Source organism: Kribbella solani, assembly GCF_014205295.1.
GTDB lineage: Bacteria > Actinomycetota > Actinomycetes > Propionibacteriales > Kribbellaceae > Kribbella > Kribbella solani.
The window spans coordinates 1,307,489-1,322,312 of record NZ_JACHNF010000001.1 but is presented as its reverse complement, the minus strand read 5'-3'; the positions used below and the strand labels follow the sequence as shown (position 1 = coordinate 1,322,312).

10 protein-coding genes are annotated in these 14,824 nt (G+C 69.0%); 2 read left to right on the top strand and 8 right to left on the bottom strand.

Annotation, left to right across the window (positions count from 1 at the left end; all coding sequences use genetic code 11):
• Positions 1 to 28: 28 nt before the first annotated feature.
• The gene (locus tag HDA44_RS05730; protein WP_184831957.1) at positions 29 to 601 is read right to left on the bottom strand and encodes a TetR/AcrR family transcriptional regulator; all 573 of its coding nucleotides are present in this window, start codon (positions 599 to 601) and stop codon (positions 29 to 31) included.
• 114 nt (positions 602 to 715) lie between these two features.
• Here HDA44_RS05730 and HDA44_RS05725 point away from each other — a divergent pair, with 114 nt between their 5' ends.
• Positions 716 to 1,687: an SDR family oxidoreductase gene (locus HDA44_RS05725; RefSeq protein WP_337905655.1), complete on the top strand. Its 972-nt coding sequence runs from the start codon at positions 716 to 718 to the stop codon at positions 1,685 to 1,687.
• Between the two features lie 6 nt (positions 1,688 to 1,693).
• Here HDA44_RS05725 and HDA44_RS05720 read toward each other — a convergent pair whose 3' ends face one another.
• The 4 genes from HDA44_RS05720 to HDA44_RS36635 form a co-directional block, all read right to left on the bottom strand.
• Positions 1,694 to 2,686, bottom strand: a complete 993-nt coding sequence (locus HDA44_RS05720) for a Gfo/Idh/MocA family protein (RefSeq protein ID WP_184831955.1) — start codon at positions 2,684 to 2,686, stop codon at positions 1,694 to 1,696.
• A gap of 52 nt (positions 2,687 to 2,738) precedes the next feature.
• The gene (locus tag HDA44_RS05715; protein ID WP_184831953.1) at positions 2,739 to 3,719 is read right to left on the bottom strand and encodes a Gfo/Idh/MocA family protein; all 981 of its coding nucleotides are present in this window, start codon (positions 3,717 to 3,719) and stop codon (positions 2,739 to 2,741) included.
• 159 nt (positions 3,720 to 3,878) lie between these two features.
• Positions 3,879 to 8,681, bottom strand: a complete 4,803-nt coding sequence (locus tag HDA44_RS05710) for an Ig-like domain repeat protein (RefSeq protein WP_184831951.1) — start codon at positions 8,679 to 8,681, stop codon at positions 3,879 to 3,881.
• 42 nt (positions 8,682 to 8,723) lie between these two features.
• The gene (locus HDA44_RS36635) at positions 8,724 to 10,127 is read right to left on the bottom strand and encodes a hypothetical protein (RefSeq protein ID WP_202887196.1); all 1,404 of its coding nucleotides are present in this window, start codon (positions 10,125 to 10,127) and stop codon (positions 8,724 to 8,726) included.
• A gap of 246 nt (positions 10,128 to 10,373) precedes the next feature.
• Between HDA44_RS36635 and HDA44_RS05700 the strand changes: the two genes are divergently transcribed.
• A complete protein-coding gene (locus tag HDA44_RS05700; protein WP_184831949.1) occupies positions 10,374 to 11,018 on the top strand; it encodes a ClpP family protease in 645 nt (214 codons plus the stop codon).
• A gap of 7 nt (positions 11,019 to 11,025) precedes the next feature.
• Here HDA44_RS05700 and HDA44_RS05695 read toward each other — a convergent pair whose 3' ends face one another.
• The 3 genes from HDA44_RS05695 to HDA44_RS05685 form a co-directional block, all read right to left on the bottom strand.
• Positions 11,026 to 11,496, bottom strand: a complete 471-nt coding sequence (locus HDA44_RS05695; protein WP_184831947.1) for a hypothetical protein — start codon at positions 11,494 to 11,496, stop codon at positions 11,026 to 11,028.
• Positions 11,493 to 12,083, bottom strand: a complete 591-nt coding sequence (locus HDA44_RS05690; protein ID WP_184831945.1) for an RNA polymerase sigma factor — start codon at positions 12,081 to 12,083, stop codon at positions 11,493 to 11,495. Before HDA44_RS05690 ends, HDA44_RS05695 begins: the two co-directional genes overlap by 4 nt.
• Positions 12,084 to 12,153: 70 nt before the next feature.
• Positions 12,154 to 14,796 carry a CHAT domain-containing protein gene (locus HDA44_RS05685; RefSeq protein ID WP_184842932.1) on the bottom strand — a complete coding sequence of 881 codons (2,643 nt, stop codon included), beginning with the start codon at positions 14,794 to 14,796 and terminating at the stop codon, positions 12,154 to 12,156.
• Positions 14,797 to 14,824 lie beyond the last annotated feature (28 nt).

Sequence of the window (14,824 nt, the reverse complement as noted above, 5' to 3'; positions counted from 1 at the left end):
ACCCGGGATCTTGTGACAGCCTGCGTGGTCAGGTGGTGAGGCCCGCGAGGTTTTCGAGGGTGGAGCGGATCACGGCCGCGAACGGGACGGCTTCCGGGGTTTCCGGTGCGGCGATCCAGCGGCCGAACGCGACCCGGAACACCGCCACCCCGGTCTCGGCGGCGAGCGCGGCGACGTCCGGCTCGACGCCACGGTCCAGCAGCGCCCGCGTGAGCGCGGAGGTGAGCGTCGCCAGCTTGATCAGCTCGCGCTCCCGCAGCTCGGGGGTCGAGCTGATCACCGCCTGCCGGCGCCGCGAGTACTCCGGCGGGATCGTGTCGAAGAAGTCCGACGACGCCAGTACGGCGGCCGCGACCGCTTTCATCGGAGTCGCGCTCGCGGGGGCCTCGGCCAGTGCCTTGACCATGTGCTGCTCCAGTTGCTCGGAGCCCGCGAACAGCACCTCGCGTTTGTCCGCGAAATGCCGGAAGAACGTCCGCGCGGTGACCCCTGCCCGGTCGGCGATGTCGGCGACGGTCGTGCCGTCGTACCCGCGCTCGGCGTACAGCGCCAGCGCGGCCTCCCGCAGCCGTCCGGCCGCGCCCGGTTCCCACCGTCCCATGCCGTCGATCCTAGCTGATGTCACACACTGACATCACGGGTGTAGGCTATCGATGTCAGTGCATGACATCACCGCCGCCGACACCCTGTACCCGGCCGCCACCGACGATCGCGAGTGCGAAGGACTTCGACCGCAGGCCGCGGGATCGGCGCCGACGGCAAGACCTACCCGAAGGGAATCACCATGCGCGTCTTCATCACCGGCGCCTCCGGCCACGTCGGCTCCGCTCTCGTCCCCGAGCTCCGGGAGCACGGGCACGTCGTACTCGGTCTGGCCCGCTCGGACGAGTCGGCTCGGCGCCTGACCGGCTGGGGCGCCGAGGCCGTCCGCGGCGACCTGCACGACCTCGACCGGCTGCGCGCCGCCGCGTCCGCCGCCGACGGCGTCATCCATCTGGCGTTCCGGCACGACGCCATGCAGGTAGGCGATCTGGCCGGGGCGGCCGAATCCGATCTCGCCGCATTGCAGACAATCGGCACTGCGCTGGCCGGCACCGGTAAGCCGCTGATCAGTACGTCCGGGACCGGCATGCTCGCGCGTATTGTCAACAATCGGACCGGCACCGAGGCCGACTTCGATCCGAACGGCGGCTACCGCATCGACGCCGAGAACTTCGTCGTCGACTTGGCCGGCAAGGACGTGCGTACGTCGGTGGTCCGGCTGCCGGCGATCACGCACAGCCGGCTCGACCTGCATGGCTTCGCGCCGACGCTGATCGCGTTCGCGCGGCAGAACGGCTTCGCCGCGTACCCCGGTGAAGGAGCGAACCGCTGGCCGGCCGTGCACACGCTCGACGCGGCCCGGCTGTACCGGCTGGCGCTGGAATCCGCACCCGCCGGAAGCCGGCTGCATGCCGTACAGGACGAGGGCATCGAGTTCCGCACCATCGCCGAGACGATCGGCCATGGACTGGGACTCCCCGCCCGCTCGATTACCGCGGACGAGGCGTCCAAGTACCTCGGTTTTCTTGCCCAGTTCGCCGCGATGGACTCGCCCGCCTCATCCGCGTACACGCGGCAGCTCCTCGATTGGCAGCCCACCCATCCCGACCTGCTCACAGACCTGGCGGAAGGGTTCTACTTCTAGCCCAGGTCAGACCTTCAGGACCGGCGCGATCGCCTTCGTGCGGGCGCCCTCGTACGCGGCGAGCAGGATGCCGAGGACGGCGATGCCTTCGGCCTCGGTGTGCAGCGGCCGCTGCTGGTTCGCCAGCGAGTCGGCGAAGTGGCCGATCTCGGCGACGAAGGTGTCGACCGGTTCGAACTCGAAGGTCTCGGTCTCGCCGGAGCGCAACCGGTACGAGAGCGACGTACCGTCGCTGGTCAGCGAACCGAGCTCACCGACGGCGGAGAACCGTTCGGTGGAGGCGGCCGGCTGGTACGCCCAGCTGGTCACCAGCTGCCCGACGACCCCGTTGTCGAACCGGATCAGCACCTGCGCCGAATCCTCGCCCTCCATGAACTTCAACCGGTGCGTGGAGAGCATCGCGGTGGCCTCGACCGGCAGCCCGCCGGCGAGATGGAGCATCAGATAGGTGGGGTGGTACCCGGTGTCGATGAGCTCGCCACCACCACTTGTCCTGGCGCTCGCCCGCCAGCCCATCGAGCTCGGGTCGAAGTCGTTGTAGAAGCTGTCGGTGGTCCGCACCTCGTACACGGTGCCGATCGTGCCGGCCTCGAGCAGTTCCTTGGCCTTCGCGACCGCCGGCATGAACAGCTGGTTGTGCGCGCACATCAGCGTCACGCCGTTCTCGGTCACTGCCTTGCGTACGTCCGCGGCCTCGGCCGCGGACAGGCAGAGCGGCTTCTCGCAGAGCACGTGCCTGCCCGCCTCCGCCGCCGCGACGATCGCGTCCCGGTGCAGATGATGCGGGAGGCAGATGTCGACCGCGTCCAGGTCCTCGTTCACGAGCAGGTCGCGATAGTCCGTGTACGCGGTGGCGCCGAGCTCCTCGGCACGTCTCTTCGCGGTCTCCGGCACCGCGTCCGCGACCGCGGTGACGCCGATCCGGTCCGCGTGCGCCCGGTAGCCCTTGATGTGCGCCGACGCGATCCCGCCGGCACCGATGAGTCCGACCTTGAGCATCAACCAGTCTCCTCGATTGTAGACAATCGCACTCTTCAGGGGATGAGAATTGTCAGCTGTAGACAATCGCCTGACCGGACTCGGCCGCGGCGTTCGCGGCCACCACCAAGCGGGTCAGCTCGACCGCGCGCTCGATGTTCTCGTCCGCCCGGGTGCCGTTGTTGATGTGATCCACCCACTGCGCGAACGCGTCGGTCGAATGCTCCGGCACCGGCACCTGCTCGCCGTTCACGGTCAGTACGTTGCCCGCGTCGGTGTACGTCAGCGTGCCCTCGGTCCCGAACAATTCGATCGTGAACGGGTTGCTACTGGCGAACCCAGCTTCGATCACACCGATCTTCTGATCGCCGTACCCGGCGACCACGACGGCGTTGTCCTCCAGCCCGAGCCCGGCCACCGACCGGTACGTCGCGCTCACCGTCTCCGGATTCGCGCCGAGGAAGAGCTGAGTCAGGTACACCGGGTGGCAGCCGAGATCGGTGAGCGCGCCGCCGATCGCCGCCTTCGGCTCGAAGAACCGCTGCGGCAGCCAGCCGTCCTTGCCGTCCCGCGCGATCGCACCGTCATGCGAAAGCCGCACCCGCCCGTACGTGAGCCGACCGAGCGTGCCCTTGTCGAGCACCTCGCGGATCGCCGTCGTGTACCCGTGGTAGAGCCGCGGCAGCGAGACCGTCAGCTTCACGCCGGCCGCGTCGGTCGCGGCGACGATCTCCTCCGCTTCGGCGACCGTCGGCGCCAGCACCTTCTCGGTGAAGATGTGCTTGCCGGCCCGCGCCGCGCGCACCATCACGTCGCGGTGCGCGTCGGTCGGCGTGGTGATCACTACCCCATCCAGGTCGTCACGGGCGAGCAACGCGTCCAGATCGGCGGTGTACTCGGCGCCGAACTTCGCGGCGCCCTCCCGGCCGCGCTCGGCGTCGTCGTCCCAGACGGCGACCAGCTCGGTTCCCGGGTGCTCGCCGGCCTGCCTCGAATAGTCGCCGGCGTGGACGTGCCAGAAGCTCAGGGTGGCGATCTTCAGCGGGTTGGACACTCTGGTCCTCCTCGGTTCGGGGAGCAGCGGAAACGTTTCGGATCGACCGTCGGCAGCTCACGGTACAACGTTGTCAGGACCCAGCAACAGACCCCCGGCGCCGCCTTTCGAACGGTGAGACCGGCGCCGGAGGTCTGGGTCAGCTGCTGCTGATCCGATCTATCCGATCGGCGCCCACGGGCCGTGCGGATCGCCCGGTGGCTGGTTCCGGGTCCACCACTTGGCCTGGTACCGCTTGTTCTTGAACAGCGCCACATCGCCCTTCTCGAAGATCCGGGACGCGGTCCAGATCGCCGTACCGTCCTCACTCATCGCCAGTTCCTGCCACGCGCCGTACGGCTCACCCGGCGGCTGCCGGACGCTCGCCCAGGGCGCGAGGTACGGCTTGCCCTGGTACGACACGCGGTCACCGGACTTGTAGAGCGTCTTCGCGTTCCACCCCGGCGGCAGGTTCACCGCGACGGCGACGGTACCTTGAGCCGGTTCGAACGTGTCGTTGCCCGCGTACGAGGCGGTCAGCGTGTGCGCGCCCGCGGCCAGACCGATCGGCAGTGTGAAAGTCGCCTTGCCGTTGCTGATCGGCGCCGTGCCGCGGACCTTGTCGCCTTCACGGAGCTCGATCGTGCCCGTGACCGGGGTGTTGCCTGCAGCAACGTTTACCGTCACCTTCGCCGCGGTACCCCACGGCACCGACACGGCCGCGGCCGTGAGTGCCGGCTGACCCTTACGGCTCCGGAACACCGCCGGCCGCGCGACCGCGACCCCGTCGTCGGCGCTCTTCGCCGTCACGATCCAGCCGTACGACGTCGCCGGGGTCAGACCGGTCCACGTCGCACCGGCGGTACCGTTCGCGACCACGTTGTCAGTCCCGATCACGCCGTTCGGCACGTACGCCGCGAGCGAGTCGGTGCTGAACGACGTCTTCCGCGTGGTCAGGTCGACCGGCAGTGTGAGGTTGTCCTCGGCACCGTTGTACCGCGGCTTGGTCTGGCTGCCGTCCTGCCGGAGGTCGTACTCGGTCGCCCCGAAGTTGTTCAGGAACGGCGAGTACGTGTCGATGTGCAACTCGGCGCGCTTGACGTCGAACTGCAGCAGCCGCAGGAAACTCGCGCCGAACTGCAGCCGATCGGTCGCCTTGTGATCCGGCGTACCGTCGCCGTTCACGTCGATGTTGCCGGCGGCATCGACCAGCGCCGGCCACAACTCACCCGCGGGGACCGTGTAGAACTGGTAGTCCGCGAGCAGCTCGACCACGTCGTGGGTGACCGTCACGCCGACCTTGGACTTCACGTTGGTGCCGACGCCGTGCTCGTGTCCGGCCAGCACCAGGAAGACGTTCGGGTTCGCCTCGACGACCTGCTTGTACAGCGGGGAACCGTCCGGCGCGGAGAACGCCGCGTCCCGGCCGTCGGGGTTGCTCGACGGCCGCAGGTAGTCGTGCGACAACAGGATGCCGTTGCGATCCTTGTACCGCTTGAAGATCGAGTCCGCCCAGTTGGCTTCCTGCGGTGTCACGCCGTACGACAGACCGACCGCGACGAAGTCCAGACCACCGGCCGAGAACAGGACGTAGTTGTTCTGATTGTCCTTGCCCGGGGTGATGGAGCCGTCCGGGTTCACCTTCTCGTCCCACGCGTGGTACTCGGCGCCGGCCGGCCAGCCCTTCGCGGCCTGCTGGTACCGCTCGGCGCTGAACGTCTTGCTGAACCGTGACGCCGGACCGGTCTCCGCGCCCAGCTGGTTGTCGTGGTTGCCGGCAATGACCTGGTTGACAACCCCCTTCTTGTCGAGGATCGCCTGATAGCTGGACGCGAGCGCGAGCTCCTTCTCGACCTGCTCGTTCAGGCCCGGTCGCAGCAGCGAACCGTCCGGCTTCGTCGCCAGCGGATCGTAGTAGTCGTTCTCGATGATGTCGCCGGTGTGCGCGGCGTACGCGATCTTGCGACTTGTCGTATTGTCTGCAATCCACTGCACCTCGTTGCGGTACGCGGCCGCCCAGATCGCCTGCTCCTCGGCGGTCATCACGTCACTGGGTTCCTTGACGCCGTCCCAGTCGTCGTACGTCCCGCCGGCCGCGCCTTCGGTCAGGTACTGCGTGTCGGTGAAGTGCGCGATCGCGAAGTCGTACGTCGACGGGTCCTCGAAGTGGTCCTTGTCGTTCTGCGCCGACGAGTCCCGCGGCGACAGATCGTCCGCGAACGGGTCCTCACCCGTGACCAGTACGTGCACGGCGCCGCCGTCGCGGTACTGCGCGCCGGCCTCCGCCGCGAGTACCGTGCTCTCCCCCGCCCGGCCGCGCCCGCTGGTCAGCACCACCCACTTCTTCGCGGCGACGTCCCAGACCCGGAGCGCGACCACCCGCTTCGGGTCGATCGTCCCCTCCCACCGCACGGTCGGCGTAGCCGGCGACGATCCGAGGTTCAGGTCGTACCGCTGGAACACCACGTCGCGGCTCGAGACGGTGTCGACAATCCTATTGTCCAAGGGACGCAACGAGTTCACGTCGACCGTCTGATCGTGTGCAACGTCGAGCGTGGTCGGTACGTCGGCCGCCTCGCCCTGATACCCAGTGGACGGGATCACCACGTCCGCCTTGGTGAAGGTCGCGGTGAGCGGTACGCCCGCCTCACCCGGGATCTTCGCGGACAGCTTCGCCGTCTGCTCGTTGACACCGCTGACCGTCGCACCGAGCTCGGTCGGTACGTCCGGAATGCTCGCGCTGGTGAACCGGATCTGCCGGGTCGCGGTGTTGCCGAGCGTGTCGGACGCGGTCACCGCGATCGTGTGCGCACCGGCCGGCAGACCATGACCGATCTGGTCACCCTGCTTCACCGGCGTGCCGTCCAGCGTGATCATCGGCGGGCCCGCCAGTCCGGTCGCGTCCTGAACGTTCACCATCAGCGCGACGGTCGACGTCAGCCGCTGCCCCTCGGCCGGAACACTGCTCGCGACCGTCGGCGCGGAATTGTCGACAATAAACTGCCGAGTCGCGGTCTTGTCGCCGGCCACTGCCTCGATGCCGTGCGCACCGTCCGCGATCGTCGTACTGTCGACATCCGCGCGCCGCCCGAGCGCCGCGAGCGGCGAACCGTCCTCGGCCGTGACGTCGAACTGGATCGTCTTGCGCAACACACCGTTGTGACTGCTTCCGCAGGTGCCATCGCCGACGTAGACGGTCACCGGCGTGCCCACCGGGTAGGTCGCGCCACCGATCGTTACGTTGCTCCCGGCAACCTCCTTGCCGAGCAGAGTCGCCTTGCCACCGGTCGGCGTGAGCTGGAAATCCCGCAACGTGAAGTCGTCGTAGTTGTCGCAGCCACCCGGCTTCGCGCTGCCGTGATCGGTGCCGGCGACGAACTCCAGTACGTTCACGCCCGGGACGAGCCACTCGTTCGGGAACGTCAGCTCGGCGGTTTCCTTCTCCCAGATCCCGAGGTCGAGCGGGATGCCGTTGATCAGCACCTTGTTGTCGTACCCGCTGTCGGAACCGTTGCCCCCGACAAATACCTTCAGGCGCGCGGCGTCGCCCGTACCCAGCGTCTGCACCGTCTGCGCGGTCGGCGCATCCGCGATGCTGAAATGGAACTCCGCCTCCTTGTTCGGCCCACAGGTACCGTCGCCGAGCGCGAGTACCGCGTCGCTCGTCACGGCCTTGGTGGTGGTTGATCCGGTCGTGGTCAACAGGTACGTGGTGCCGCGGGTGATCGTCCCGGCACTGCTCAGCGCGAGGTTCGGCGTACTGAGCTTGAAGTCGTCGTGGTTCGCGCAGGTCGCGCCGTTGAGCGTGCCGTTGTAGTCACCGGTCTTCACCTGGATGGTGTTGTCGCCGGGCTTCAGGTACCGCTGCGGCAGCTTGATCGCCACCGTCTCCGCGCCACTTACACCGTAGTCGCCACCGAGATCGACACGGTTCCCGTTCACCAACAGGTAGTTGTGGTACTTCGCCTCGACCGAGTTCCCCGCCTCGACGGTGACACCGAACGTCGCGGTACCGGCGGCAAGCGTCTCGTCGGTCCGCGCCGGCGCTCCGTCGATCGCGAGGGCGTCGACACCGTTCTGACCGCCCGCTGGTACGGCCGCAATGACCGGCTGCTCGCCCTTCACCACGACACCATCGGCCGGGGTGATCTTCGGGGCACCGGCCGGCGCGTTGTTGACCCGCACGTTCGCGGTCGCGGTCGCGCCGGAGGCGGTGGTCGCGACGATAGTGTGCTCGCCGTTGCTCAATCGGGTCGTGTCCAGCTCCGCGCGAAGCCCAGCCGTGCTACCCGGCTGACCCGAGACGACGAAGGTCAGATCCTTTGTCAGCAAGCGCTTCGAGCTGCCGCACGTACCATCGCCGAAGGTGTAGCTGAAGTCGTTCTGCTCACCGTCGATCGCGGTCCCGAGCAGACTCACCCCGATGCTGCTGAGCGCGAAGTCGTCGTAGTTGGGGCAGCGGCCGCCCTCACCGTACGGCAGCACCTCGTACCCGACCGCCGCGGTGTTGGTCGTGTCTACCCAGGCAGCGCCGGCGTGCACGGTCACCGTGTTCACACCGGCGTGCAGCCACTCCCCCGGCAGATCGAGCCGCCCACCCACGCCACCGGCGAGGTCCGGAAAGTACACCTTGTCCGCACGCCCGTTGACAGTCAGGTAGTTCCGGTACCGCGCCTCGGTCCCGTTCCCGCCCATGTCGAACGCAAAATGCGCCGTACCCGCTGTCTTCTCCGCGTCGAGCTGGTTGCCATCGACCTTCAGCGCGACAACCGAGTCGTTCTCCACCGACGCTTCGGCGGTGACGACCGCCGTACTTTCCAGCGTCTGCCCGGCCTGCAGGTTGAGCACCGGCGTACCACTGGCCGCGGCCGCCGCTACTGCCTCGGCCCCGCTGTCTCCGATCGCGGCACTACCTCCCGCGACCAACGCGGCCGCCAGCATCACGGAGGCGGCCTTCCACCGTCTGAACCGACGTGCACTCATCACAAGATCTCTTTCTTTAGGCGGACTTGCACCAGAGCTGAATCAGGTTGGGTTGTGGAGCAGCTGGACGGTGGCGTAGGCGGTCATGGTGATGCCGGCCAGAGTGATCCCGCCGGCGGCGACCAGGGGTGCGACTCGGCCGGCGAGGTGGAACAGGCGATGCGACCGTCCACCATGGACGACGACCGAACTACCGGCAACCGCGAGCAGTCCGACGCCGAACAGCACCACCGCCATCCCCACCCCGAAGGTGACGACAAGCAGCAACGCGAACCCGGCCCGCCCGAGAAACAACCCGGCCACCAGCACCAGGAACGCCGAAGGCGAAGGCGTCAGCCCGCCAGAAATCCCCAGCAACACCAACCCCGGCCGCGATCCCCGACCCCGCCCACCACCATCCCCGCGACCACCACCGTCCGCGCGACCACCACCACCCGCGTACGCGGCACCATGCCCGTGACCATGGCCGTGCCCATGCCCGTGACCATGCCCGTGGGTGTGAGTGCGCTTGTGGTGTTTCAGCAGCCAGAGGCCGGTGGTCACGACCAGGAGCCCGGCGAGCAATTGCAGCCCGGTCGTCAGGCTCTCCAGCCGGATCAGGTTCGACAGCGACAAGAACGTCCACGCCACCCCGATCACCAGCACCGACAACGTGTGCATGATCGCGACCGAACCACCCAGCCACGCCGCGTCTCGTACCCGACCGCGTTCCCCAAGCAGGTACGCCGCCGCAAGGCTCTTCCCATGCCCCGGCATCACCGCATGCCCGGCACCGGCCGCGAACGCGAGCAGAAACGCAACCGGCGGCACCCCCGGCGAATGCACCAACCTCTCAAGCCGATCCGCGACAGCGCCGAACTGGGGTACCGCACTGCGCCCAAGTTGCTCGTTCGAGCCGGCGCCAGCGTTCCACTCGTGCTCGTCGTCCTCCGCGCCGTACACCGCGCGCGCACCACCCGGTCCAGTCGCCAGCGTCTTGTACGCAGGGTTGAGATCGGTCAGCGTCTTCACAGTCACCGCGACCGCTCCGACAGCGGACGGGCAGGTGTACTCGATTGACGCACCGGACTTCGCGAGGTCCACGATCGGCTGTACCGCGCCAGGACAGTCCTTCCCGTGGCTGGTGACCGTGATCTGCCGTAGTAGGTACTCGGTGAGCTTGGGCGACGACCCCATCGCCGTACCGTCGGCCGGCTGGTAACTCACCGCGCCGTCCAGCATCACGCGGTCCTGCGGCAGTACACCGAGCGCGACCCCGAGCAACGTCAGATCGTCCAGCCCACCGACCTTCCAGCGAACCTTCACCACCGAATCACTGGTGCTGATCGCCACCGTTTGCGGATCGCCGAACGGGTGCGCCGCCGCCGGCAGGACGCCGAGCACCGACAGCGCTCCCGGCAACAGAATGGCCGCCAGTACCAAGGCACGCCGCGTGAACCCACCCAACCGACAACGCTCCGAACGCTCGCGGTCCCCCAAGACACGCGCCACACGTAACCGCGCCGGACTCTGTCAACGCTCAGGTAACGAGCCACCCTCCCCCGGTAGTCACAAAGCAACACCCAGGTGAACGATTGGCTGCCCAGTCAGACAGTCCAGCGGACACAGTCCGTCTGCTGACAGCGGAAGTGCCTTCCCGCGCTCACGGTCCTGCCGCAGGCTGGAACCGAAGATCCACCCGGAAGGACACGCATGTACACCGAAAAGCCTGACAAGCCCCACCAGCCCTATCAGCCTGCCCAGCCCGTGCAGCCCGATCGGCCCGGCGTGAATCCGCAGCCGATCCTCCCATCGTGGTGGGAGCCGGCGTCGGTGTCGGTCGAGCAAGAGCTGGCGGACCGGTTGCTGGCTCAGCGAACGATTCTGGTCGGCGGACGGCTCGACGACGCGCTTGCCGGCCACGTCACCGCGCAACTCCTGCTACTGGATGCCGCCGGCAACGATCCCGTCACCTTGCATCTGTCGTCCACCGAATCCGACCTGGACGCCGCGCTCTCGGTCGCGGGCGCGATCGACCTGATCGAGTCGCCCGTACACGCGGTCGCGCGCGGCACGGTACGAGGCGCCGCGATCGCCGTACTCGCCGCCGCCACGGAACGCGAGGCGCAGCGGCACACCATGTTCGTTCTGTCGACGCCACGCTTCACCGCGGACGGCACGGCCGATCAGCTCGCGACGCTCGCCGATCAGCACGACCGTCAGTTCGCCCGCCTGCTCGACCTCGTCGCCACCGCCACCGGTCGCCCAGCCACCGAGATAGCCGCCGACCTCGACCCCGGCCGAGTACTCAACGCCACCGAAGCAATGGAGTACGGCCTGATCACGCGCGTGCGCTGAACACCACTCAAGGCGTGATCCAGCCGGTCAGGATCGTCGCGCCGGACTGAGTGCTGCACAGCAACCGGTACGGCGTCGTGGGCGGCGGACCCAAGGCGAAGAACCCCAGCTCGTCGATCGCCGCGGTCGCGAGCTCCCCGACCTCGCCGCGCGCGGTGACCGTGCCGGCCGCGGGTGGATCGAGCTGGCCGAGCACGGCGCCCGGGGTCAGCTCCAGCTCGACCGTCCAGCCGTCCGAGGCGAAGGTGAGTGAGCGCAGGATCGCGCTCTCGGACCGGACCGCCGGCGCGTCCAGCGGTTCGAGCGCGGAATCGTAGGTGAGCGCGGCCAGTTCGGCGTCGATCGTGCGCCACGAGAACGCGGCCTTGCCCGCCTCCACGAACGCCGCGGGTACTTCGTCCGCCGACCTCAGCGCGTCCCGCAACGCCTCGATCAGCCGCTCGTCGTCGCTCCATTCGGGGTCGATCACGCCACTCACCTCCTCGTCTCCTCGTTCATTCCGTCCGGTCCGTCGGCCAGCAAGGCCAGCGCGGGCGTCTGTCGTAGCCGGTTCAGGCAGCGGGCCCGGTTCGGTCCGATGCTGCCGATCGGTACCTGCAGGCGCCGGCTGATTTCCCCGTACGGCGCTGGCGGATCTTGGGTCAGCAACGACAGCAACGCCTGGCACTGCCGTGACAGCTGCGCGAACGCGGCCCGCAGGATCGCGCGGCGTTCGTGCCGCAGCACTTCCTCCTCCGCGATCGCCTGCTCGGGTACGTCGGCCGACTCCGCCGGATCGACCGGCTCGACCCGGCTGCTGGCCCGGATCAGCCGGAAGCACTCGCGCTGGGTCGTGGTCGCGATCCAGCCCGGCAGCGCGGCCGGCTCACGCAGGCCGGGCAGGTGCTCGACCAGCCGCAGCCAAACGCTCTGCCCGACGTCGTCGATGTCAGGCTGAGTCAGCCGGCACCGCCGGCAGACCGAGTAGACGAGCGGCGCGTACCGCACCACCAACTCGTCCCACGCGCTCTTGTCGCCGCCCCTGGCCCGGGTGACCAGGTCGACGACGGTCGGGTCGTCCCGCATGCCGTCCCCCTCTTGTCCTCCGGACCGCTCATCTGTACAGAGTGCCCCGGGTGTACCGCTGATACATGTCTCAGGCGCCGAGCGCGACGAACGATCGCGCCGCTGCTTCCGCGACCGGGTCGCCGCGCGCCTCCCGCCGGGCGGCCGCGAACGCCGACGCCAGCGAGTGCCCGGCGCGCAGGTTGTCGTGGACCGCGAGCATCAGCGGCGCGGTCGCCGGATCGTTCACCGGTACGACGCTGGCGAGGATGCCCGCGGCGCCGAGCGGGATCAGACTGCTGCTCAAACCGAGCAGTTCGTCCGCGCCGACCGGTTTCGCGAGGCCGGAGTCGCAGCTCGACAACACCATCCGGTACGGCGCTCGGCGCAGGCGTTCGAAGTCGTAGACCGTCAACGGGCCGTCGTCGAGTCGCAGTGACGAGAAGAGCGGGCTGTCCGCGCGGAAGGTGCCGTGTGCCGCGATGTGCGCGATCCAGGCGCCGTCGAGTTCGCGGAGTACCTTCTCGGCGGTCGCGTCACCGTCCGCGAGGACAGTGGCGTCCGGGTACTGCTCGGCCAGCCGCATCACCTCGGTCCGGCCCGCCGACAGTCCCGGTCCGAGTACGAGCACCACCCGCCGGTCGGCCGGCGGCCGCACCCGACGCGCCCGCAACCACGCCGCCACCGACGGCACCACATTCACCACCCGCTCCGCCAGCCTCGGCACCAACCCCCAAGGCAACGCCTGCAACCGCCCCGGCGGCACCAGCACCACCGCCCGCTCCCCAACCCCATCGAGCGCCGCCCCCAGCACCGCATTTCCCAATCGAGTCCCCAACACGTCCAGCGACGGACCACCGCCCCCGCCCCGACCACCCATAGGGCGGGCCGCGTTCTCCGCCACCCCGTCCACTCGCCCGCCGAGCGGGCGAGCGTGCGCCAGCCGGCGGAGGTGGAAGCGAGAACGCTCTACTTCTAATGCCGCAGCAGCAAGTGGCCCGACCTCGTGGTGGGTGATGCGCCCGTCCCGCACCACCACCGCATGCAGTACGCCATCAACCTCGACCAACTCCACCAGCACGGTCTCCCCGAGCGCCGCCACCACCTCCGCGACATCGAACCGCACCACCCCGCGCCGCCGCGGCCCGGCGTGCGCCCGCAAGGTCCGATCACGAACCGCCCGCTCCAACCGCCGACGCTCTTTCTCCAAAGACGGATCAGCATCCACCCGCCGAGCCACATCCCGCAGCGCCGCAAGCTCAGCAATCAAATGCTGATCGGAAGACCGCACCGGCGGAACCCCCAGCGCCGTCGCCCGCCACCGCTCCGACCAAGTCAGCAACCGCCCCGCATCACCCCGCCGCAACGCGTGCCGCAACGCCAGCCCGGCGAGCTCAGACCCCTGCCCGGTAGCCAACGCCCGCAACTCGGTAGCCCCCATCGCCAACCGCTGCTCGTCCAGCGCGTCCAACCCACGCCCGCACGCCGCCAGCATTCCGCGGACGTCACCACGTGCTTCCGCCCGCAACGCCTTCCCCAACCACGCCGAACTCCGGGCAATCGGCGGCGCGTCCTTACTGTGCCTCCCCGCCAGCTCCAGCTGCCGATCCGCGGCCCGCGACCGCCCAGCCGCCAACGCGAGCCGCCCAGCCAGCAAATGCGCCGCCGATGCCTCGCTCGCCCCCAACGCATCCAGCCGCCGCGCGACCGCACTGACCCGCCGCAGCAACCCTTCCCCGCGCTCGCCTGCCTGATACCGGGCATCCAGCAGCACCATCGACGACCGCACCGACCACCATTCCCGCCGCTGCGCCGAGAACAACCGTCGTGCCCGCTCCGCGCGTTCCTCCGCCGCCGCCGGATCACCCGCGGCCAGCGCGGCCGTCGCCGCCGCGAACCACAGTTCGCCGCGTTTGGTCGCCGTACCGCTCCCGGCTTCCATCGCCGCGATCGCCTGATCCATCTCGGTCAGCGCCTCGGCGGCCAACCCGGCCGCGAGCAGTACGCCACACCGATCGATCGCCAGATCCGGCCATACGACCCCGACCGCGGTGAACCGCCGTCCGGCCTCGTCGAGATACCGCAGTGCCGCCGGCAGATCGCCACGCGAGTACGCGACCAGGCCCCGGTTCTGCCGGGCTTCCGCGTACTCGAACTCTTGCCCGGTCGCCGCGTACAGCTTCTCCGCGACCGCGAAATCCGCGTCCGCCCGCCGCGCACCACCCAAGGCGAGCTGGATGAAACCGCGATAGTTCCGCGATCGGGCCTCCCAGACCTGATCACCCGACCGCCGCAACCGGGTGATCGCGGACCGAAGGTCGTCCAGCGCCTCGCGATGCCGCCCGAGCACCAGCAGTACGTCGGCGCGCCGCAGCAGCACCCGCCCGGTCAGCGCGCCGCGGCTCAGCTCGACGGCACGATCCAGCCGCGCCAGCCCTTCCCGGCTCCGCCCCGCGCGGCCGAGCGTCGCGCCCAGCGTGGCCAGCACATCCGCCTCGCGTTCCGATCGCCCGGACCGCTCGGCCAGCCGCAGCGCCGTACGCAACTCGCGCACCGCCGCGGTCACCTCGCCGAGCTGCCGCAAACCGATGCCGCAGGCCTGATGCGCGATCGAGGCTTCGACCGCCGCCGGGGCGTTCGCGAGCAGGGTCCGCGCGGAGGCGATCGCGTCGTGCGGGCGTGACAATGCCAGCGGCAGCAAATTCTTTACCGCCTCGACACTCCCCCCGGCCATCGGCACTCTGAAATGATAAGCGCCATTT

Coding starts and splice junctions, on each gene's coding strand:
- HDA44_RS05730 (WP_184831957.1), bottom strand. CDS start 601: ATGGGACGGTGGGAACCGGGCGCGGCCGGACGGCTGCGGGAGGCCGCG.
- HDA44_RS05720 (WP_184831955.1), bottom strand. CDS start 2,686: ATGCTCAAGGTCGGACTCATCGGTGCCGGCGGGATCGCGTCGGCGCAC.
- HDA44_RS05710 (WP_184831951.1), bottom strand. CDS start 8,681: ATGAGTGCACGTCGGTTCAGACGGTGGAAGGCCGCCTCCGTGATGCTG.
- HDA44_RS05700 (WP_184831949.1), top strand. CDS start 10,374: ATGTACACCGAAAAGCCTGACAAGCCCCACCAGCCCTATCAGCCTGCC.
- HDA44_RS05690 (WP_184831945.1), bottom strand. CDS start 12,083: ATGCGGGACGACCCGACCGTCGTCGACCTGGTCACCCGGGCCAGGGGC.
- HDA44_RS05685 (WP_184842932.1), bottom strand. CDS start 14,796: ATGGCCGGGGGGAGTGTCGAGGCGGTAAAGAATTTGCTGCCGCTGGCA.